Genomic DNA, 21,896 nt, shown 5'->3' on the forward strand with positions numbered 1-21,896 from the left:
GACGCACGCGCAGGCTCGTCCGGGACTGCTCCCCGGGGCAGCTGGCGACCGCCGGCGCGGCGTGTGCGGGCGGGCGTCGGTGAAGCGCGCCGAGCAGGTGGCGCCCCACCCGCGTGGGCCCGCCGGGCCCGGGTATCCCGGAGCGGGACCGATGACGGACCAGCACGCGCCCGGCACCGGGTCCGGCCGCGAACGCGCATCAACGTGGAGACTTCGATCCGATGCCGACATCCCCCTCCCCCGGCGGAGTACCTCCGCATCCCCAACACGTCCCCACCTGGTGGTCCCACGCTGTTCACGTTGGGGCGCCACCAATCGGTACAGGAGAGGCCGACTATCAAGGGGTGGTTCACCTGGATAAGGTCGCGGCGATGATCGGACGTTCCATAGGCCGGGTTGTCATCTCTGACGTCAGCCCCGCCGTATCCTGTGGGCAGTGGCCGTCGCGGGCAGTCGAGGGTGAGACCCTCACCGTCGCCGCGACGGTATTCTGTGACGGGCATGATCTGATCGGTGCCAACGTGGCACTGTCAGGTCCGGACGGTCGCGGGAACCCGTTCACCCGGATGCGGCAGGTCACAGCGGGCACCGATCGTTACGAAGCCGAGGTCCGGGTCGATTCGGAGGGCCTGTGGGGCTTCCGCGTCGAGGCGTGGGCCGACCCGGTGGCCACCTGGCGGCACGCTGTCGAGGTCAAGACGGCCGCTGGCCAGAGCACGGACGAACTGTCGGTGGACTTCGAGGACGGCGCCCGGCTCCTGCTGCGCGCCCTGCCCGGGATCCCCGAAGGCCGGCGGGCGGCGGTCCGGCACGCCGTCGACGTCCTGCGCGACGACACGCTGACGGATCCGCGCGCGCGGATCGCGGCGGCGTGCGACCCGGCGCTGGTCGACCTGCTCACCCGGTGCCCGCTGCGGGAGCTCATCACCCGCTCGCCCCTGTACCGGATCTGGGTGGACCGGCCCCGGGCCCTGTTCGGCAGCTGGTACGAGTTCTTTCCCCGTTCCGAGGGAGCGAGCCTTCACCCGCCGCGGTCGGGCACGTTCGCGACCGCGGCCGAGCGGCTGCCCGCCGTCGCCGCGATGGGTTTCGACGTGGTCTACCTACCGCCGATCCACCCCATCGGGGAGGTCAACCGCAAGGGCCCGAACAACACCCTGGTCACGGGCCCCGACGACCCGGGCTCGCCGTGGGCGATCGGCAGTGACGCCGGCGGCCACGACGCCGTCCACCCGGACCTGGGGACGATCGACGACTTCGACGACTTCGTCGCCAGGGCCCGCGCCCTGGGCATGGAGATCGCCCTCGACCTGGCCCTGCAGTGCGCGCCCGACCACCCGTGGGCCAAGGTCCACCCGGAATGGTTCACTGTGCGCAGCGACGGCTCCATCGCGTACGCGGAGAACCCGCCGAAGAAGTACCAGGACATCTACCCGCTCAACTTCGACAGCGACCCGGTCGGGCTCTACCACGAGGTGCTGCGCGTGGTCAGGTACTGGACCTCGCACGGGGTACGGATATTCCGGGTCGACAATCCCCACACCAAGCCGGTCCAGTTCTGGGAGTGGCTCATCGCCGAGGTGAAGTCGGTCGAGCCGGACGTGCTCTTCCTGTCCGAGGCGTTCACCCGGCCGCCCATGATGCGGGCGCTGGCGCAGGCCGGTTTCACCCAGTCATACACCTACTTCACCTGGCGCAACACGAAGTCGGAGCTGGAGACATACGGCCGGGAGCTGCTCGAAACCGCACACTACATGCGTCCCAATTTCTTCGTCAACACCCCCGACATTCTGCCCGGCTACCTGCAGGAGGGTGGTGAGGCGGCATTCAGGATTCGCGCGGTGCTGGCATCGATGATGTCGCCGTCGTGGGGAGTCTACGCGGGCTACGAGCTGTTCGAGAACGCTCCTGTACGAGCTGGCGGCGAGGAGTACCTGGACTCCGAGAAATACCAGTACCGACCGCGGGACTGGGCCGGCGCCGAAAACGCCGGACGCTCGCTCGCACCATATCTTGCCAGGCTGAACCGGATACGCAGGGAACATCCGGCGCTGCACTGGCTGCGCAACCTTCGTTTTCACCATGCCGATGGCGACGATTTCCTCGTCTTCTCCAAGCGCTCCGGGGGGGCAGCGGGCGACGACTGCGTCCTGGTCGTCGTCAACCTGGATCCGCACAACACCCGGGAGACGACCGTCCGTCTCGACATGCCCGCCCTCGGTCTCGAGTGGCGGGAGACATTCGACGTTCACGACGAGATCAGCGGGGCTGACTACACGTGGGGGCAAGAGAATTACGTCCGGCTGGACCCGGCGACGGAACCAGCTCACATCCTCGACGTCCGGCGCAGGGCATGAGTGCCAGGGACACCGGAACCACCGAAGACGACAGAGGCGCCGAGGGAGCCAGCGGCGCCGGGGACACCAGGAGCGCCGAAAGCAGGCCGTCGGCCGGCGACGCCAGGCCACCGTCGGCCGACGAACTGTCCCGCGACCCGCTGTGGTTCAAGCGGGCGGTCTTCTACGAGGTCCTCATCCGCGGCTTTGCCGACTCCAACGGCGACGGCACGGGCGACCTGCGCGGGCTCACCAGCAAACTCGACTACCTGAGCTGGCTCGGGGTCGACTGCCTGTGGCTGCTGCCGATCTACGAATCACCGCTGCGGGACGGCGGGTACGACATCTCCGACTACTTCCAGATCCTGCCGGAATTCGGTGACCTCGGGGACTTCGTCAACCTGGTGGACGAGGCCCACCGCCGGGGCATCCGGATCATCGCGGACCTGGTCATGAACCACACCTCCGACCAGCACCCGTGGTTCCTGGCCTCTCGCAGCGACCCGGACGGCCCGTACGGCGACTTCTACGTGTGGTCGGACACGGACCAGAAGTTCCTCGACGCCCGGATCATCTTCGTCGACACGGAGAAGTCGAACTGGACCTGGGACCCGGTGCGCGGCCAGTACTACTGGCACCGTTTCTTCTCCCACCAGCCCGACCTCAACTATGATAATCCGGACGTCCAGGAAGCCATGATCGAGGTGCTGCGCTTCTGGCTGGACCTCGGTATCGACGGATTCCGGCTGGACGCCGTCCCGTACCTCTACGTACGGGAGGAAACCAACGGCGAGAACCTGCCGGAGACCCACGAATATCTGCGTCGAATCCGTAAGGAGTTCGACGCGAAATACGCCGACCGGGTGCTGCTGGCCGAGGCGAACCAGTGGCCGTCCGACGTCGTCCAGTACTTCGGCGACGACGACGAGTGTCATATGGCGTTCCATTTCCCGTTGATGCCACGGATCTTCATGGCGGTCCGCCGGGAGTCCCGTTACCCCATCTCGGAGATCCTGGCGCAGACACCGGCGATCCCGCCGAACTGCCAGTGGGGCATCTTCCTGCGCAACCACGACGAACTGACCCTGGAGATGGTCACCGACGAGGAACGCGACTACATGTACGCCGAGTACGCGAAGGACCCGCGCATGAAGGCGAACATCGGAATACGCCGACGGCTCGCCCCGCTGCTGGAGAACAGCCGTGACCAGATGGAACTCTTCACCGCGCTGCTGCTCTCGCTGCCCGGTTCACCGGTGATCTACTACGGCGACGAGATCGGCATGGGTGACAACATCTACCTGGGTGACCGGGACGGTGTGCGGACGCCGATGCAGTGGTCCCCGGACCGCAATGCCGGTTTTTCCACGAGCGATCCGGCCCGGCTCTACCTGCCACCCATCATGGATCCGGTGTACGGGTACCAGGCGCTGAATGTCGAGGCCGGGCAGCGGATGCCGACGTCCTTTCTGGCCTGGACCCGGCGGATGATCGAGGTGCGCAAGCGGCATCCGGTCTTCGGCCTCGGCAGTTTCGAGGAGTTCCCGGCGTCCAATCCGTCCGTTTTCGCCTTTGTCCGGGAGTTCGGCGACGACCGAGTGCTCTGCGTGGCCAACCTGTCACGTTTCGCTCAGCCGGTGGAGCTCGACCTCCGCAGGTTCACCGGAATGGTGCCGGTTGAACTGCTCGGCGGGGTGCGCTTCCCGCCGATCGGGGAACTGCCGTACCTGTTGACTCTGGCCGGGCACGGACACTACTGGTTCGCGCTCACTCGGGCGGGGGAACTGGGCTCCTGACGGGCCGGGACGTACCGACCGGTCAGACATACGGCAGGGTAGGGCGTACACGTCCGAGGATGGTCGCCAGATGGTGGCGCGCGAGGAGGTCGACGATGGTGGGCGGCAATTCTGATCTGGTCGCCCTCCTGACCTCCTGGCTGCCGCGGCAGCGCTGGTTCGCCGGCAAGGGCCGGCCCTGGGCCGGCCTGCGTGTCGTCCGCAACGTGCGGCTGTCCGACCTGCTGCACCACTTCGTCGTCGAGGTCCGCTATGCCGACGGCGGGCTGGCCGACCATTACCAGATACCCCTGGTGGTACGGCCGGACGCGCCCTACGGGCACGAGGCCTTCTTCGTCGGCAAGTCCGCCGACGGGCTGGTCTACGACGGGCTGCACGATCCGGACGGCAGCGCCGCCCTGCTGGCGTTCATCCGTGGCCGGACGGCCCACGACGGGCTCGTGCCGTACACGCTGGAGGAGTTGGAGCTCTTCCCCGCCCATGTGATCGGCGCGGAGCAGTCCAACACCTCGGTCGTGTACGGCGACGCCTACATCCTGAAGGTCTTCCGGCGGCTGTGGCCGGGGACGAACCCGGATCTGGAGATGACCCGCGCGCTCGCCGACGCGGGCAGCCCCAGCGTGGCCCGGCCGCTGGCCTGGCTGGACGGTGTTCTCGACGGCCAGCGCACCACGTTCGCGTTCATGCAGGAGTTCCTCCGCAGCGGTACCGAAGGCTGGCGGCTCGCCCTCGCCAGCGTGCGGGACCTCTACGCGGAGGCGGACCTGCACGCCGACGAGGTCGGCGGCGACTTCGCGGCCGAGTCCGAGCGGCTGGGCGCGGCCACCGCGGACGTGCACCGCATCATCGCCGAGACGCTTCCCACGGCTGTCGGCGACGCCGAGACCCTGCGGGCGCAGGCCACCGGGATGCACAGCCGGCTGGACGCCGCGATCAGGGCCGTCGAGCAGTTGCGGGCCTTCGAGACGGGGCTGCGCGCCGCCTACGACGAGCTCGCCCGTCAGACATCACCGGTCGCCCTGCAGCGCGTGCACGGCGACTACCATCTGGGTCAGGTGCTACGGGTCGACTCGGGGTGGGTACTCTTCGACTTCGAAGGCGAACCGGCACGTCCGCTGGCAGAACGCACAGCGCTACAGTCCGTCCATCGTGATGTCGCCGGCATGCTCCGATCATTCGACTACGCAGCCCAGTCGTTGTTGTTGGAACGGTCGCTGTTGGTGGAACGGGAGGACGAGTCCGGACTCAGATATCGCGCGCAGGAATGGGCGACTCGCAACCGTGACGCCTTCTGCGCCGGGTACGCCAGCGTCCGCGGGCACGACCCACGCGAGGAAGCTGCCCTGTTGCGAGCGTCCGAGCTCGACAAGGCTGTGTACGAAGTCGTCTACGAGGCCCGTCACCGTCCATCGTGGCTGCCGATCCCGCTCGGTTCGGTCGAACGGCTGACCTCCACGGACTGATGACTACGTTCTAAGGATGGCGTGTTGTCCATGATCGGTCCTGACGGCGCGGCAGGTGGAGTCGACGAGGGCCAGCCAGGCAGTTGTCGTCGCGACGCCAGCGGTCCTCCGAGTGACGCCAGCTCCGGGCTCGCCCGTTCCCCGCTGCCGGCCATGGCCATGGCCGGACACGGCGGCGGCCGCCGGGGCAACGACCACGACGACGCCGGATATGACGACGCCAGGTATTCCGAGGGCGGCGGATATCCCGAAACGGCCTACCGGGACGGCGGACGCGACCGCGGCGAGCACACCGCGGCCCAGCACGACAGGGCGGAACGGGGCACGACCGGGCAGAGCGGGGCGGAGCGGGACGCCGGCGGCCAGGACGCCCCGGCGTCGTCCCCCCCGTCCCTGCTCGTCGACACCGCCGAACTCGAGCGGCTGGTGAACGGCTCGCACCACGATCCGCATCACATCCTCGGCGCCCATCCCCACGGCGACTGGACGATCGTGCGGGCCCTGCGGCCGGACGCGGTGGGCGTGGTCGTCATCACCGAGAACGAGCGGTTCGAGTGCACCCGGCTGCACACGGCCGGGGTGTTCGCCGTGGCGCTGCCGACCGGCGCCGTCCCCGGCTACCGGCTGGAGGTCCAGTACTGCGACGCCACGCACGTCGTCGACGACCCCTACCGCCACCTGCCCACCCTCGGGGAGATGGACCTCCACCTCATCGGTGAGGGCCGCCACGAACAGCTGTGGAAGGCACTCGGCGCACGGGTGCGCCGCTACCCGGACAGCACCGGCACAGCCGAGGTCAGCGGGGTCGGTTTCGCCGTGTGGGCGCCGAACGCCCGCGGGGTGCGGGTGGTCGGCGACTTCGACTTCTGGGACGGCCGGGCCTACCCGATGCGCTCGCTGGGAGCGACCGGCGTCTGGGAGCTGTTCGTACCCGGCATCGGCGCCGGCTGCCGGTACAAGTACGAGATCCTCGGCTTCGACGGTGTCTGGCGGCAGAAGGCCGACCCGCTCGCGCTGCACACCGAGAACCCGCCGGCCACGGCGAGCGTCGTCTTCGAGTCCGACTACACCTGGAGTGACGAGGCGTGGCTGGCGCGGCGCAGGCGCACCGCGTGGCACGCCATGCCGATCTCGGTCTACGAGGTGCACCTGGGTTCCTGGCGCCGAGGGCTGTCGTACCGCCAACTCGCCACCGAGCTCGTCGCCCACGTGCGGGAGATGGGCTTCACCCACGTCGAGTTGCTGCCCGTGGCCGAGCATCCCTTCGGTGGTTCGTGGGGCTACCAGGTGTCGGCCTACTACGCCCCGACGTCGCGGTTCGGCGACCCCGACGACTTCCGCTACCTCGTCGACCAGCTCCACCAGGCCGGCATCGGTGTGATCGTCGACTGGGTGCCGGCGCACTTCCCCCGGGACGTCTGGGCGCTGGGCCGCTTCGACGGCACCCCGCTGTACGAGCACCCCGACCCCCGCCGCGGCGAACAGCCCGACTGGGGGACGTACGTGTTCGACTTCGGGCGTCCCGAGGTGCGCAACTTCCTGGTCGCGAACGCGGTGTACTGGTTCGAGGAGTTCCACATCGACGGGCTGCGGGTGGACGCCGTCGCCTCCATGCTCTACCTGGACTACTCCAGGGCCGAGGGCGAGTGGATCCCCAACATCCACGGTGGCCGGGAGAACCTGGACGCGGTGTCGTTCCTGCAGGAGACCAACGCCACGGTCTACCGGCGCGTCCCGGGGGTGATGATGATCGCCGAGGAGTCGACGGCCTGGCCGGGGGTGACCCGCCCGACGCATCTGGGGGGTCTGGGCTTCGGTTTCAAGTGGAACATGGGCTGGATGCACGACACGCTCGACTACCTCTCCCGGGCGCCGGTGTTCCGCGTGTACCACCACCATCAGATGACCTTCTCCATGATGTACGCGTACTCGGAGAACTTCGTCCTCCCGCTCAGCCACGACGAGGTGGTGCACGGGAAGGGCTCGCTGCTGCGCAAGATGCCCGGTGACCGCTGGCAGCAGCTGGCCAACCTGCGCGCGCTCTACGGCTACATGTGGGCGCACCCGGGCAAGCAGCTGCTGTTCATGGGCGGGGAGTTCGCCCAGGAGGCCGAGTGGTCCGAGGCCCGGTCGCTGGACTGGTGGCACCTGGACGACCCGGACCACCGGGGTGTGGCCACGCTGCTGAAGGACCTCAACGGTGCCTACCGGGCCACCCCCGCCCTCTGGGAACGAGACATCTCCCCGGAGGGGTTCTCCTGGATCGACGCGAACGACGCCGAGAACAACGTGTTCTCGTTCCTGCGGTGGGCCTCCACCGGCCCGGCTGGCGGCCCGGCTGGCGGTGCCGCGACGGGCGGGCGGGTAATCGCCTGCGTCACCAACTTCTCCGGTGTCCCCCACACCGGCTACCAGCTCGGGCTGCCGTTCGCCGGCCGCTGGCGTGAGCTCATCAACACCGACGCCACCGAGTACGCCGGCAGCGGGCTGGGGAACCTGGGTTCCGTGCTCGCTGTGGAGGCCGCCCGCCACAACCAGCCGGCGTCGGTGACGCTCACCCTGCCCGCCCTGAGCACCCTGTGGCTGTGCTACGAGGGCGCCGCCCAGAACTGACCAGCTGACGGGGCACGGGCCAGCCGGAAACGGGCCAACCGGGACCGACCAGCCGGCCGGACGCCCCGTGCTGCCGGCCCGGCGAGGCTCGCCGGGCCGGTCAGGGGCGCTCGACCAGATGGAACCAGGTGGAAAACGCCTAGAACGCCGGGAGCAGAACCCCGGAAAATGCCTAGAACAGGGCGGCGGCGAGGGCTCGGCGGGCCGGGGCGACCGCCGGCTCGCCGTCCCCCAGCGCCTGGAACAGGTCGACAAGGTGGGCCCGGACGCGCTCCCGCTCGTCGCCGGTGGTCCGCCGGACGACGCCGACCAGCCGGGTCAGGCCTGTCTCGATCTCGCCCTTGGCGACCAGGACGTCGGCCAGCATGATGGCCGCCTCGACGTCGTCGGGGTCGGCCGCCAGCCGGGCGCGCAACGCGGTCGCGTCGATCGTCGCCACCCGCTGGAAGAGCTCGACACGGGAAAGCCCCAGCACCGCGTCCTGGTCACCGGGGGCCTCGGCGAGCCGGGCGCGGTAGGCCGCCGCGGCGGCGTCGAGGTCACCGCGGGCGAGCGCCTCCTGCGCGGCGGCATGGTGCGGGTCGGCGGCGGCCGCGTCCGGCCCGCTGGGCAGGCCGTCGGTGGCCTCGTCGACGAGCGCGAGCAGCTGGTCGAGCCAGGCCCGCACCTCGCGTTCGGGCAGGGCGCCGGTGAACTCGCCGATGATCCGCCCACCGATGATCGCCTTGACCGCGGGAATGCCCTGGACGGCCGCGGCCTGGGCGAGCTGCGGGTTCGCGTCCACATCGATCTTGGCGAGGACCCAGCGTCCACCGTCGGCTTCCGCCAGCCGCTCGAGGATGGGGCTGAGCTGCTTGCACGGGCCGCACCAGCTGGCCCAGAAGTCGACCACCACCGGGACCTGCATGGACCGCTGCAGGACCTCCGTGGCGAACGTGGCCTCGCTGACGTCCACGACGACGGGTTGCGCCGGGGCGCCCGGGCCCGCCTGGGCGGTTCGCGCCGCACCCGCGGCGGTGGCCGCCGGCCGGGTGGGCGCGGGCTTGGGGTCAAGCGGGACCGCGCCGGCGAAGCGGAGGCCGGCGAGTTCGTCAGAAAGCCGTGGATCTGAGGGCGAGGCGTTTCGCGATCTGGCGGGCCCTGGTCCTGACGATCGGGGCCCGGACGACATGGGTGACCTCCGTGGCATGACTCCATCGTTGCATCCGAGCAGCGAAACCGGACAGCGCCTCGGTGTACCGGGCGCCCACGGCCGGTCGGCATCGCGCCTCCGGCCAGCCCGCAACCAGCTCGGCAGCCATCACGGACCAGACGAAATCCGTCCAACCCGGCCAGGTTGGCCAACCTGGCCGGGCAGCGGTCACTGTTGGGTCACTGTTGGGCCAGGCGCCGTTCGATCGAGGCGACCTTGGCGTGTATCGCGTCGGTGACCCCCTGGCGGATGTCGGCCTTGAGTACCAGGCTCACCCGTCCGGACCTCGCGCCCACGGCCTCGACCGCCCGGCGCACGACGTCGATGACCTCGTCCCACTCCCCCTCGACCGTCGTGAACATCGCCGACGTCTCGTTGGGCAGGCCGCTGGCGCGGACCACCCGCACCGCCTCGGCGACCAGGTCGCCGACGTCCTCGCCGGTGCCGATCGGGGTCACGCTGAACGCTACGAGCATGGTTCAAGATCTACCATGGCTGCCACCACCTTCGTGCCGGTATCGGTGAGCCTGCCGGGATTGGTGAGTGTGCCAGCATTGGCGACGACCAGCCGCCGGATGCTACCTTCTGTGCAGGTTCCATCCCTGGGACGGCATAAACGGACACTCGACCAAACCCGAGACAACGCTCTTCGACGGCACGCCCTACTATTGCCCGCCGTGGAGTGGACGATGCGCAATGACCGGGATGACGAGGCACGGGACGACGAGGCATAGGTGGTTCCACGGACCCTCCTCGACGCGCTGACAAGCCTGGTCGTACTCGTCGGCGCGGACGGCCGCGTGCTCGACGCGGGCGCGGCCGCGAGGACCTTTCTCGGCGAACGGCTGGCCGGGACGATCCATCTACGGGACCTGATCGACGTGGTGGAGCCGTCCTCGCGGGTCCGGCTGCGCGATGTCGTACCCCGGGCGCTCAGCCGTACCGGCCAGTGGCGCGGAACCGTCGATCTCGTCGACACCGCGGGCAACCCGGCGCCCTATCTAGTGTCGGTACGGGCCGATCCCGACGGCGGCTTCGTGATCGCCGCCCAGGACACCGAGGACATCCGGGCCCGGGAGGCGGCCGAACGGGAGTCCCGGGCGAAGGACGAGTTCGTCGCCCGGCTCGGCCACGAGCTGCGCACCCCCCTCAACGCGGTCCTCGGCTTCGCCCAGCTGCTGGAGCTCGAGCCGCTGGCGCCGGAGCTGCACGACGACGTCGAACGGATCATCACCGGTGGCCGGCATATGCAGGCCCTCATCGACGACGTGCTCGACCTCGCCCGGCTGCGGGCCGGGCGAGGGGACATCAACAAGGGGCCCGTCAACGTCCTGGAGATCGTTCAGGGCGTCGTCGAGCTGGTCGAGCCGCTGGCCGCGCAGCGCGGGATCCGGCGGGTCATCTCACCGGCCGAACCCCTGGTCGCCGACGCCGACCGGCGGCGGCTGTGGCAGGTCCTGCTCAACCTGGTCGGCAACGCCCTGAAGTACGGCCGTGAGGGCGGCACCGTCCGCGTCGGGATCGTGCCCGTCACCGGGGGCCGGGTGCGGATCGAGGTCGAGGACGACGGCAACGGCCTGCCCCCCGAGGCCATGAACAGGCTGTTCCGGCCGTTTGAACGGCTCGGAGCCGAACGGAGCGGCGTCGAGGGTAGTGGGCTGGGGCTGGCGCTGTCCCACGCCCTGGTCACGGCCATGGGCGGTGTTCTCACCGCGGCCAGCCGCTACCGGGTGGGCAGCGTGTTCGCCGTGGTCCTGGACACCATCGACGTCCGTTTCGACGACGCCTACGGCGACCCGGACGACGATGACGGGTTCGCGCCGGTGCCGGCCGTCACGGACCGGCCGTCGGCGGGATCAGTGCCGGGGACGGAGCCGGTCGACAGCCGCCTGCGGGTCGTGCACGTCAGCGGTGACCCGGCGACCCGGGCGATGGTCACCCATGTGCTGCGCAGCTCGCTGGGAGCGGACACGGTCTGCGTCCCGCGCGCCGCCCTCGCGCTGGACGCCGTGCGGCGCTCCCGGCCGGCGCTGGTGCTGCTGGACCGGATCCTGCCCGACGCGCCGGTCGAGGAACTGCTGCGGGTGCTCGCGGCGGACGCCACCGCCGGGCAGGTCCCCGCTGTCGTCCTCACCACGGACGACGACCCGCGGGATCTGACCAAGCTGCGGCAGGCCGGCGCGGTAGGTGTCGTCGGCGCGCCCCTCGACGTCAACGCGGTGATCGCGGCGGCCGGCCACCTGGCGGTGCGCAACGGCGGACGGCGCCAGGCCGCACACCAGTAGCGCCGGCCCGGCACCCGGGCCGGCCGGCCCGGCGGGAACCGGCCGAATCAGCCGATGATCGCTCCGGTACCGGCCGTCCCGCCGCTGGTCGCCCCGCGGCCGGTCACACCGGCGATCACGCGCTCGGCGGCCGTGTAGGGGTCGAGCGCGCCCGCGACGACCTCGCCCGCGAGCGCGTCCAGCAGGGTCGCGTCCCGCAGGCCGCCCATGCGGGCCCGCAGCTCGGTGAGGGCGATCTGTTCGATCTCGTCGGCGGCCCGCCGACGCCGGCGGGCGTTCAGCACACCCTGCTGGAGCATCCACGCACGGTGTTCGGCGATCGCGTCCACGATCTCGTCGACACCCTCCGCACGGGACGCGACGGTCCTGACCACCGGCGGCTGCCACCGCTGGTCGCCGGCCGGCCCGGCCAGGGCGATCATGTGTTTGAGCTCCCGGTAGGTGTGCTCCGCGCCGTCCCGGTCGGCCTTGTTGACCACGAACACGTCGGCGATCTCCAGGATGCCGGCCTTGGCCGCCTGGACGCCGTCGCCCATCCCCGGTGCCAGCAGCACCAGCGTGGTGTCGGCCAGCGAGGCGATGTCGACCTCGGCCTGGCCCACCCCCACCGTCTCGACGAGCACCACGTCGAAGCCGGCCGCGTCCAGCACGCGCAGCGCCTGCGGGGTCGCCCAGGACAGCCCACCGAGATGCCCTCGGGAGGCCAGCGAGCGGATGTAGACGCCGGGGTCGGTGGCGTGCTGCTGCATGCGCACCCGGTCCCCGAGCAGCGCGCCGCCGCTGAACGGGGACGACGGGTCGATGGCCAGGACGCCGACCCGCAGGTCACGGGCGCGGAACGCGCCGACAAGAGCGGACGTCGAGGTCGACTTGCCCACCCCGGGGGAGCCGGTGAGGCCGATCACCTGCGCCCGCCCGGCGCGTGGCGCCAGCAGGGTCATGATCTCCCGCAGCTGCGGGGAGGCGTCCTCCACCAGGGAGATCAGCCGGGCGAGCGCCCGTGGGGAGCCGGCAACGGCGGCGTCCACCAGGTCGGCCGGGGCGACGGAGCGCGTCCGGACCGGCCCGGGCGCCGGGAGCGCCACCGGGGTCGAGCTCACGCCGGGACGCGCAGCACGAGCGCGTCGCCCTGACCACCACCACCGCACAGGCCGGCAGCACCGATACCGCCGCCCCGGCGACGCAGCTCGTAGGCGAGCGTGAGGGCGATCCGGGTACCGGACATGCCGACCGGGTGCCCGAGCGCTATCGCGCCCCCGTTGACGTTGGTGACCTCCGGGCCGATACCGAGATCGCGCATGGACTGGACGCCCACCGCCGCGAACGCCTCGTTGATCTCGTAGAGGTCCACGTCCGCGGGGGTCAGCCCCTCCTTGCGCAACGCCGCCAGGATCGCGTTCGACGGCTGGGAGTGCAGGGACGGGTCCGGGCCGGCGACGAAACCGTGGTGGCCGACCTCGGCGAGCACGGGCAGGCCGAGCTCGGCCGCCTTGGCCCGGCTGGTGACCACGACGGCCGCGGCACCGTCGGAGATCTGCGACGCCGAACCGGCCGTGATCGTGCCGTCGGCGGCGAAGGCGGGACGCAGCTTCGCCAGCGAGTCGGCGGTGGTCTCACCGCGAACGCCCTCGTCCTGGCTGATCAGTATCGGGTCGCCGCGGCGCTGCGGCACCTCGACCGGGACGATCTCCTCGTCGAACAGGCCGTTCTTGATCGCGGCGGCGGCCCGCTGGTGCGACCGGGCGGAGAACTCGTCCTGCTCGGCCCGGCCGATACCCCGCGTCGAGTTGCCCCGCTCGGTGCCCTCCCCCATCGCCACCTGGTCGAACGCACAGGTCAGAGCGTCGTGTGCGGTTGCGTCCACCAGCTCGGCGCTGCCGTAGCGGACGCCCGCGCGCAGGGACCGCAACAGGTGCGGGCCGTGTGTCATCGACTCCATCCCACCGGCGACGACGATGTCGAACTCGCCGCTGGCGATGTAGGTGTCGGCCAGCGCGATCGCGTCCAGGCCGGAGAGGCAGACCTTGTTCACGGTGAGCGCGGGAACGCTCAGCGGGATTCCGCCCCTGGCCGCCGCCTGCCGGGAGGTGATCTGACCCTGACCCGCCTGGATCACATGCCCAACGATCACGTAATCGACCTGGTCGCCACTGATCCCGGCCCGTGACAACGCGGCTTTGATCGCGAACCCACCCAGCTCGACGGCGGAGAAGTTCTTCAGCGAACCGGACAGTTTGCCGATCGGCGTCCGCGCACCGGCCACGATGACGGAACCAGGCATGAGTGGGCCTCCCGCAGGTACGACAGCGTCTTTGGTAACCATAACGTGATCATGGCTAACATGCCGGACCAGCAGGGGCGACCCGCGTATCCGCGCCGGTGGCGGTCAGGTGTGGCAGCATCCCGGAACGATCCCAGGAGGATGGGCCGGCATGTCGGCGAGACTTCCGCGCTCCCCACATCTCCTTCGTCCACGCCACCGCGACGATCACGGTAATCATAATGATCATGAAAATCCTGGCAACCGCAACGACCACGAAAGAGAGGCAGAGACCGCGATGTTCACCAGAATCGACCATGTCGGCATCGCCGTCCGTGACCTGGAGAAGTCCATCTCCTGGTACGAGACGACGTTCGGCCTCACGGTAGCGTCCCAGGAGATCAACGAGGAACAGGGGGTGCGTGAAGCCATGCTGTTCGTCGCCGACGGCCCCGCGGGCAGCTCCTATGTACAGCTGCTGGAGCCGATCCGACCGGACTCGCCGGTCGGCAAGTTCCTCGCCCGCAACGGCGAGGGAGTCCATCACATCGGCTACGGCGTCGACGATGTCGAGAATGCGCTGGCCTCGATCGGCGCCACGGGGGTCCGGCTGGTCGACAAACGACCCCGGCACGGCTCCATGGGCGCCAGCATCGCCTTCCTGCACCCGAAGGACACCGGCGGCGTCCTCACCGAGCTGGTCCAGGCCGCCAAACGCTGATCCCCCACACCGGCCCAGCCGGTGGCCTCACCTGGTGACCCCGACCGGCGAACTGGCGGCTCCAGACGATGGCCCCGACCAACGGATCTCGCGGGCCCTTCCCCGGCGGCTTCCCGCCGACCAGCGCCACAGCTCCCGCTGTCGACCATCACTGGTGTCAGCCGTCACCAGATGACCGAAAATCCCGAAAACGACGGCCGAGTGGTCCGAGAACCACCGACAACGACCCCCACGGAACAAAATACCCCGGAAGGGCCTGAAGGATGTGGATCCGCCGCTGTTCGGACAACACCGGATCCACATCCTTTTTCGCCCCCGACCACCACCACCCACATTTTTCCCGCGGCCACCGTCCCCGGATTTTCGCAAAGCGGACACACCGCAAGGTCCTTACTTTTCTGGATCATCACCAGATGATCCAGAAACCACCCTCGACGGCCAACCCCAGAGAGTAGGGGTCCCCGGATTTTCGCAAAGCGGAAATCCGGGGCTAAACCCCGCAGCCGGCGGTGAAGGGCGACGCGGTCGTGTTCAGGTCCACCGTTGAGGACGTAGGTGAGCCGACCGCCTGGAAGCTCTCGCCGGACAGACGCCACGTCGTGTACGTGACCGAGTACGTCCGGTCGCTGGCGGCGTTGCCGGTGGCGTTGCCAGTGGCAACGACCACGGTCCCGGGCGTTGGGCCGTCGCAGGTGAAGCCATCACCGTGGGTGCCCGAGAGACCTGCCGACAGCGGCAGCGGCGACCCGCTCACCTGCCGTAGCTGTCTGGCCGCGATCAGTTTGATCACGGTGAACGTCCTGGTGTCGGCGTTACCAGCGGTCTGGACGATCAGCTCACCGTAGCCGTCGGCGTCAATGTCGATGATCGATATGGTCGGCGGCGACACCACCTCCGACAGCGCCAGCGTGGCCGGCCCGAACCGGCTGAGCGTGACCATGAGGGTGTTGCCAGACAGTTGCGTCGTGTCGTCCGTGCCGTCGCCGTCGACATCGCCCTTTTTCGCCGGCCGGGACACCGGCTGCGGCAGGGGCGGGGAGTTGATGTTGCTGGGCGAGACGCTGGGCCGCCCGGCCGTCGCGCTCGGGGACGGCAGCGGGCTGATTTCCGTGACCGGCGAGGTGGACAGCGACGAGGGCTGCGCGGTGATGGTCCCGCGGACCGGGCCGCCTCCGCCGCCGCCGCCGTGGGCGGCCGACGAGGTCGGGGTGCGTGCGGCCGTCGCGCCGGCCGTCTGCGTCAACGGCGGCGCGGCCGGTTCGACCAGGGTGGTGGAGTCGCGGGGCTCGCTCACCACGTAGGCGACACCGATCACGCCCGCCAGCGCCAGCCCGCCGAAGGCCGCGGCCGGCACCCGCATCCGGCGCCGGCGCAGCGCCCCGGCGCGGATCCGCGCGTACGCGTCCGGCGACGTCTGCAGTGGTTCGACCGCCTCGGCAAGGCGCCGGCGTAGCTCGTCGGGTTCGAGCCCGGTCACCGCAGGCCCTCCAGCTTGCTACCCAGCGCGGCCAGCCCGCGGGACGTGTACGCCTTCACCGATCCGACGCTGCAGCGCATGACCGCCGCGGTATCCGCCTCGGAAAGATCGGCATAGTAGCGCAGGACCACCGCCTCCCGCTGACGGCGCGGCAGCTCGCGCAGGGCCTGCACGACGGCGGCCCGCTCGACCAGGGCGTAGGCGCCCTCCTCCGCGCTGGCCGCGTGCGGCATCGGCTTGGGCGCGTGCTTGAGGGCCACCAGCCGGCGCCGCAGCGTCGAACGCGCGAGGTTGACGACGGTCTGCCGCAGGTAGGCGAGCGCTTTCTCGCGGTCCTGCAGACGGCCCCAGGCCGCGTGCACACGGATGTAGGCGTCCTGGACGACCTCCTCGCACAGGCCGAGATCGTCGAGCAGGAGAGCGGCGAGACGGACAAGCGACCGGTAATGTTCCGAGTACAAAACGGTGAGAGCGGTGTCGGCGTCCCGTGCGACCTCGCTACGGGCGGCGTCGCTCCGCGCAGGCACGGGCCGCCACCCCTCCACGACTGTCATGGGCGCGGTCACAACAGATCAGACGCGCTCCCACCCCCAATGGTTGCTCTCATCTCACGTTGTATCGCTTCCGGCCCCTACGCACACCCCTAACTGGACGACTACTAGGCATACCCGCCGGTAGCATCTTGGCCCACGTCACACATGACGCATGGGAGGTCGATCGTGAAGGAAATTGCTGAGGCGATTCTTGCCGGTGACACCCCCCGGAAGGAGTTCGCGGACCTTCGCATACCCGAGCGCTACCGGGCGGCGGTGGTCCGCAAGGCGGACGTCAACATCTTCGCCGGACTCACCTCCCAGGAGAAGGACCCCCGACGTGCCCTGTACGTCGACGAGGTCGCCACTCCCGAGCTCGGCCCGGGCGAGGCGCTGGTCGCGGTCATGGCCTCCGCGATCAACTACAACACCGTGTGGACGTCGATCTTCGAACCGCTCCCGACGTTCGGCTTCCTGGAGCGCTACGGCCGGGTCTCCCCGCTCGGCAAACGCCACGACCTGCCGTACCACGTAGTCGGCTCCGACCTCGCCGGAGTCGTCCTGCGCGCCGGCCCCGGGGTGCACGCCTGGGCGCCCGGCGACGAGGTGGTGGCCCACTGCCTGTCGGTCGAGCTGGAGCGTCCCGAGGGCCACGACGACACGATGCTCGACCCGGAGCAGCGCATCTGGGGCTTCGAGACCAACTTCGGGGGGCTGGCCGAGCTCGCCCTGGTCAAGGCGAACCAGCTCATGCCGAAACCCGCGCATCTGACCTGGGAGGAGGCCGCCTCCCCCGGCCTGGTGAACTCCACCGCCTACCGCCAGCTGGTGTCACGCAACGGCGCGAACATGAAGCAGGGCGACGTGGTGCTGATCTGGGGTGCCAGCGGCGGTCTCGGCTCCTATGCCACGCAGATGGCACTCAACGGCGGCGCGATCCCGGTCTGTGTCGTCTCCTCCGCTCACAAGGCCGAGATCGTCCGCCGGATGGGTGCCGAGCTGGTGATCGACCGGGCCGCGGAGGGCTACCGGTTCTGGAAGGACGAACACAACCAGGACCCGAAGGAATGGCAGCGGTTCGGCCGGAGGATCCGGGAGCTCACCGGCGGCGAGGACCCCGACATCGTCTTCGAGCATCCCGGACGGGAGACCTTCGGCGCCTCCGTCTACGTCGCCCGGCGCGGCGGGACGATCGTGACCTGTGCCTCCACCAGCGGTTTCATGCACTCCTATGACAACCGCTACCTGTGGATGAACCTCAAGCGCGTGGTCGGGTCGCATTTCGCGAACTACCGCGAGGCATGGGAGGCCAACCGGCTGATCGCCAAGGGCCTGATCCATCCGACCCTCTCCCGGGTGTATCCGCTGACCGAGACCGGGCAGGCCGCCTACGACGTCCACCGCAACCTCCACCAGGGCAAGGTCGGGGTGCTCTGCCTCGCCCCCGCGGAAGGCCTCGGCGTCCGCGACCAGGCGACACGCGAACGTCACCTCACCCAGATCAACCGCTTCCGCGGGGTGTAGGGGTATTGGATGCCGGGTACCCGCAACGCCGGGTTTCTCGAGCACAAACCTGGCGATCGGCGCATTTTCCGGGAGACTCGATGTACGTCGGTTCACCGGCCCCGAGGAGGTCAACCATGACAGTGGTCTGGCACGCTGATGTCCCATGACCGAACAAACCGATCTCATCCCGATGTCCGGCGGTGGGGATGCCTCGCCGGAGTTCGATCTGGTTCGTCGCGGCTACGACCCGCATCAGGTCCGGGCGCACGTCAACTGGCTTGTCGAACAGTTGCGGGAAGCCGAGTCGCATCGGGCCGCGGCCGAGGCCGCGGCTTCGGAGGCCGCCACCGAGGCCGCCACGCTGCGTGATGATCTGGCCGCCAACCGGCCGGCCTGGGAGGAGTTCGGCGAGCGGATCACCAAGATCCTCCAGCTTGCCGAGGAAGAGGCCGCCGTCGTCCGCGCCGAACGGACTCGGGAAGCCGAGGTCGCGCTGGAGGAGGCCCAGCAGACCCACGCCGACGCGCAGCGCACCCGCGAACGAACGGTCCGGGAGGCCGAGACAAAGGCTCAGGAGACCATCGCTACCGCGGAGGCGCAGGCACAGCGGATCGTCGCCGACGCCCGTGAGGCAGCCGAAACGGCCGAGAACGACTCGCGGCGTCGGCTGGCCGACCTCGGTCGGCAACGCGACCAGGTGACCGCCCAGCTCGGTCAGTTGCGCGACCGGCTGGCCGCGGCGATGGCCCCCCTGGACCTCAGCGTGGATCCGGAGCCGGCGGACGCCGAACGGCCCACGGCCGTCCGCTCCTGACCCCGCCCCTGCCCTGGGGGCACGGGCCCGCGGCCGTACGCGGACCGGGATCGCGAGCCGGGCCGGATCAGCCGCCCGGCCGCGACCGGCCCGGCGGATTCCGGCGGCCGCGGTGGGTCCAGCAGATCGTGTGCCAGTGCCTGCGGTCAGCGACCTGGTCGTCAGGCCAGCACACCACGTGCGGGGTGGCCGGGACTATCTCCTGCTCACAGCCGGGGCAGCGGTAGTGCTTCCACGCGGCCGCGCCGCTGACCCGACGGACGACCCAGTCGCCGTCCGGATGCTGTTCGGTCGTCTCGGATCCGACGATTACGGGTGCCCGCGGCGTCTGTGCCCGCCCCTGCGCTCGCGCCCGCCGGGACCGGCTCCGGGTCATTGTGGGTGCGTCGCCGACGTCCGGTCGACGACCTCACCTTCGATGACCCGATGTGGGTCCGCCCCGCCCGCCGGATGACGCCGGGAAACACCGATCCGGTTGGCGGTCGACGTGGCGATCGTCTTCACCAGCTTCGCCTTCCGGAGCACCCCCCGCGGCGACGAGAAGGCCGCGGAGGCACCCAGCAGAAGCTGGAAGGCCCGGTCGCTGCCGCGCCAGTGCTCCCGCAGCACGGCCTCACCCGCGCCGATCTCCAGCCTGCGGAACGCGAAGGCCACGATCGCGACATCGTCGAGCTGGCCCACCAACGGGATCAGGTTCGTCAGCCGGTTCTTCGGGGACAGCAAATACGCCAGCGCCCCGGCCGCCTCAAGCTTGGCCGACTGGGAGACTCGCGGATCGGCCAGGACCTTCCTGAGCATCACCACGAAGTCGGGCACGAACGTCACGATCTCGCGGCCCAGATCCCGGGCGGCATCCTTGTCCAGCTTGTCCAGCGGGATCATCGCGGCATCCTCCGGAGGTGGCAACGGGAGCCGGCGTGTCGGTGACGAATCACGCCGTACGGCGCCATCGTAGGCGACGGTGCCGACACCCCAGCCGCCCAACGACCGGCATGCCTGATCAGTGGATCCGGAACCCGCGGCGGGTCTTGCGGCCGAGATAACCCGCTCTGACAAGGTGTTCGAGCAGCGGAGCCGGAGCGTGGCCAGGCTCCCGGAACTCCTGGTACAGAGCGCGCTGGATGGCAAGCGTCACATCCAGGCCAACGACGTCGACGAGCGCGAACGGCCCCATCGGATGCCCGCAGCCAACCGTCATCGCCGTGTCGATGGCGTCGATGTCCGCGTAGTGGTCCGCCAGCATCTTCACCGCGTCGTTGAGGTAGGGGAACAGCAGGGCGTTGACGATGAAACCGGCCCGGTCGCCACAGCGCACCGGATGCTTGCCCACCGCCCGCGCCACCTCGAAGGCCGTGGCGGTGACGTCGTCCGCGGTCAGGACGGTGGGCACGATCTCCACCAGCCGCATCACCTGCGCCGGGTTGAACCAGTGCATCCCCACCACGTCCCGCGGGCGGGCGGTGGCGGCCGCGCACTCGATCACCGGCAGGGACGACGTGGTCGTCGCCAGCACCGCCCCGGGGCGCACCACCGCGTCGAGGGCCGCGAACAGGGCACGCTTGACCGCGAGGTCCTCCACGATCGCCTCGATGACGAGGTCGCAGCCGGCGAGGGCGGCCAGGTCGGTGCTGCCCCGCACCCGGGACAGGGCGGCGGCCCGGTCGTCCAGGGAGATCTTCCCCTTCTCGACGCCCCGCTCGAGCGAGCTTTCCAGCTTCTTGCGGACAGCGGCGACCTTCTCCTCGCCGCGGGCGTGGAACACCACGTCGTAGCCGTACCGGGCGCAGACCTCGACGATCCCGGCGGCCATCGTCCCGCTGCCGACGATGCCCGCCGTGCGCACCGGCCGGGGCGTGGCACCGGTCACGGTGCCAGCCGTGGTAGCGGCCGCCGGCACCACGTCGACGATCTCGGACGTGTCGGGGGCGGCGTAGGTGTAGAAGCCACGCCCGGTCTTGCGGCCGAGCATCCCGGCCGCGACCAGCTGCCGCAGCAGCGGCGCCGGAGCGTGCAGGTGGTCGTGGGAGGTGCGGTGGATCGAGTCCAGGATCTCGTAGGCCGAGTCGAGCCCGATCAGGTCGAGCAGCGCGAGCGGGCCGATCGGATGCCCGCAGCCCAGACGCATGGCCGCGTCGATGTCCTCACGGGTGGCGTAGTGCGCCTCCAGCATCCCCACGGCGCTGTTGAGGTAGCCGAACAGCAGGGCGTCGACGATGAAACCGGCCCGGTCCGCGGCGATCACCGCGGTCTTGCCGACCTTCGTGACGAGGGCTTCGACGTCCGCCAGCACGGTGGCGTCGGTGACGACCGTACGGACGATCTCGACCAGCCCCATGACCGGTGCCGGGTTGAACCAGTGGGTGCCGACGACCCGGGACGACCGGGAGGTCCCGGTGGCCAGTTCGGTGATGGACAGCGAGCTGGTGTTCGTCGCGATGATGGTCCCGGACGGGCACAGTGCGTCCAGGTCGGCGAGGACGGCCCGCTTGTCCTCGAGCCGCTCGGGCACCGCCTCGATGACCAGCCGGCAGTCCGCCACCGCCGACAGGTCGGTGCCGGCGCGGATCCGGGTGAACAGCGCGTCCCGGTCGGCTCCGGTCAGCTTGCCGCCGTCGACCGCCCGGTCGGTCGAGTGGCGGATCCGGCCGAGCCCCCGTGCCAGCGCCCTGTCGTCGTGTTCGACGCCCACCACCTCGATACCGGCGCGCGCCAGCACCTCGGCGATTCCCGCGCCCATGGTGCCGAGCCCCACCACGCCGACCCTCGTGAAGTCCCCAGCCATCCCGGACCGCCCCTCTCGTCGTCGCTGTCGTCGTTGTGCCCACCAGCGACGCGCGGATACTCCACCAGGTCCTCGGCACGCGGCCCCACAACCACCACTTCACGTCGCATCAGCCCGA

17 protein-coding genes are annotated in these 21,896 nt (G+C 70.1%); 8 read left to right on the forward strand and 9 right to left on the reverse strand.

Annotated elements, in window-relative coordinates; all coding sequences use genetic code 11:
* Window positions 1-371 precede the first annotated feature (371 nt).
* The 4 genes from FSYMDG_RS18775 (at window position 372) to glgB (ending at window position 8,208) form a co-directional block, all read left to right on the forward strand.
* Window positions 372-2,357 (forward strand): alpha-1,4-glucan--maltose-1-phosphate maltosyltransferase, encoded by a 1,986-nt coding sequence (locus tag FSYMDG_RS18775; protein WP_013874970.1) that lies wholly within the window; start codon window positions 372-374, stop codon window positions 2,355-2,357.
* Window positions 2,354-4,132: a maltose alpha-D-glucosyltransferase gene (treS, locus tag FSYMDG_RS18780; RefSeq protein ID WP_013874971.1), complete on the forward strand. Its 1,779-nt coding sequence runs from the start codon at window positions 2,354-2,356 to the stop codon at window positions 4,130-4,132. The genes FSYMDG_RS18775 and treS overlap by 4 nt, the downstream gene beginning before the upstream one ends.
* A gap of 95 nt (window positions 4,133-4,227) precedes the next feature.
* Entirely contained in the window at window positions 4,228-5,595 is a 1,368-nt protein-coding gene (locus FSYMDG_RS18785) for a maltokinase N-terminal cap-like domain-containing protein (protein ID WP_013874972.1), read from the forward strand.
* Between the two features lie 30 nt (window positions 5,596-5,625).
* Window positions 5,626-8,208, forward strand: coding sequence for a 1,4-alpha-glucan branching protein GlgB (gene glgB / locus FSYMDG_RS18790; RefSeq protein WP_083828353.1), 2,583 nt, complete (start codon window positions 5,626-5,628; stop codon window positions 8,206-8,208).
* Between the two features lie 172 nt (window positions 8,209-8,380).
* On the opposite strand, the gene FSYMDG_RS18795 is transcribed toward glgB, so the two are convergent.
* The gene (locus FSYMDG_RS18795) at window positions 8,381-9,379 is read right to left on the reverse strand and encodes a tetratricopeptide repeat protein (protein ID WP_013874974.1); all 999 of its coding nucleotides are present in this window, start codon (window positions 9,377-9,379) and stop codon (window positions 8,381-8,383) included.
* Window positions 9,380-9,579: 200 nt separating this feature from the next.
* Window positions 9,580-9,876, reverse strand: coding sequence for an MTH1187 family thiamine-binding protein (locus tag FSYMDG_RS18800; protein ID WP_013874975.1), 297 nt, complete (start codon window positions 9,874-9,876; stop codon window positions 9,580-9,582).
* A gap of 258 nt (window positions 9,877-10,134) precedes the next feature.
* Between FSYMDG_RS18800 and FSYMDG_RS18805 the strand changes: the two genes are divergently transcribed.
* Complete coding sequence (locus FSYMDG_RS18805) at window positions 10,135-11,685, forward strand: hybrid sensor histidine kinase/response regulator (protein ID WP_013874976.1); 1,551 nt, start codon at window positions 10,135-10,137, stop codon at window positions 11,683-11,685.
* A 47-nt stretch (window positions 11,686-11,732) separates the two neighbouring features.
* On the opposite strand, the gene meaB is transcribed toward FSYMDG_RS18805, so the two are convergent.
* Both meaB and FSYMDG_RS18815 read right to left on the reverse strand, forming a co-directional pair.
* Complete coding sequence (gene meaB / locus FSYMDG_RS18810; protein WP_013874977.1) at window positions 11,733-12,770, reverse strand: methylmalonyl Co-A mutase-associated GTPase MeaB; 1,038 nt, start codon at window positions 12,768-12,770, stop codon at window positions 11,733-11,735.
* An 11-nt stretch (window positions 12,771-12,781) separates the two neighbouring features.
* A complete protein-coding gene (locus FSYMDG_RS18815; protein ID WP_013874978.1) occupies window positions 12,782-13,966 on the reverse strand; it encodes an acetyl-CoA C-acetyltransferase in 1,185 nt (394 codons plus the stop codon).
* Between the two features lie 277 nt (window positions 13,967-14,243).
* Here FSYMDG_RS18815 and mce point away from each other — a divergent pair, with 277 nt between their 5' ends.
* On the forward strand, window positions 14,244-14,666 hold the full coding sequence (gene mce / locus FSYMDG_RS18820) for a methylmalonyl-CoA epimerase (RefSeq protein WP_043603994.1): 423 nt from the start codon (window positions 14,244-14,246) through the stop codon (window positions 14,664-14,666).
* Window positions 14,667-15,156: 490 nt separating this feature from the next.
* On the opposite strand, the gene FSYMDG_RS18825 is transcribed toward mce, so the two are convergent.
* A complete protein-coding gene (locus FSYMDG_RS18825) occupies window positions 15,157-16,143 on the reverse strand; it encodes a hypothetical protein (RefSeq protein WP_013874980.1) in 987 nt (328 codons plus the stop codon).
* Entirely contained in the window at window positions 16,140-16,670 is a 531-nt protein-coding gene (locus FSYMDG_RS18830; protein ID WP_013874981.1) for a SigE family RNA polymerase sigma factor, read from the reverse strand. The genes FSYMDG_RS18825 and FSYMDG_RS18830 overlap by 4 nt, the downstream gene beginning before the upstream one ends.
* A gap of 192 nt (window positions 16,671-16,862) precedes the next feature.
* Here FSYMDG_RS18830 and ccrA point away from each other — a divergent pair, with 192 nt between their 5' ends.
* Window positions 16,863-18,200, forward strand: coding sequence for a crotonyl-CoA carboxylase/reductase (gene ccrA, locus FSYMDG_RS18835; RefSeq protein ID WP_013874982.1), 1,338 nt, complete (start codon window positions 16,863-16,865; stop codon window positions 18,198-18,200).
* A 145-nt stretch (window positions 18,201-18,345) separates the two neighbouring features.
* Window positions 18,346-18,996, forward strand: a complete 651-nt coding sequence (locus tag FSYMDG_RS18840; RefSeq protein WP_013874983.1) for a sugar-binding protein — start codon at window positions 18,346-18,348, stop codon at window positions 18,994-18,996.
* 67 nt (window positions 18,997-19,063) lie between these two features.
* Here FSYMDG_RS18840 and FSYMDG_RS26920 read toward each other — a convergent pair whose 3' ends face one another.
* From FSYMDG_RS26920 to FSYMDG_RS18855, 3 genes are all read right to left on the reverse strand, one after another.
* A complete protein-coding gene (locus FSYMDG_RS26920) occupies window positions 19,064-19,372 on the reverse strand; it encodes a hypothetical protein (protein WP_013874984.1) in 309 nt (102 codons plus the stop codon).
* Window positions 19,369-19,869, reverse strand: coding sequence for a YkvA family protein (locus FSYMDG_RS18850; protein ID WP_131772831.1), 501 nt, complete (start codon window positions 19,867-19,869; stop codon window positions 19,369-19,371). The genes FSYMDG_RS26920 and FSYMDG_RS18850 overlap by 4 nt, the downstream gene beginning before the upstream one ends.
* 127 nt (window positions 19,870-19,996) lie before the next feature.
* Complete coding sequence (locus FSYMDG_RS18855) at window positions 19,997-21,778, reverse strand: 3-hydroxyacyl-CoA dehydrogenase family protein (protein WP_013874986.1); 1,782 nt, start codon at window positions 21,776-21,778, stop codon at window positions 19,997-19,999.
* Between the last annotated feature and the right edge of the window lie 118 nt (window positions 21,779-21,896).

Source organism: Candidatus Protofrankia datiscae (assembly GCF_000177615.2).
GTDB lineage: Bacteria > Actinomycetota > Actinomycetes > Frankiales > Frankiaceae > Protofrankia > Protofrankia coriariae.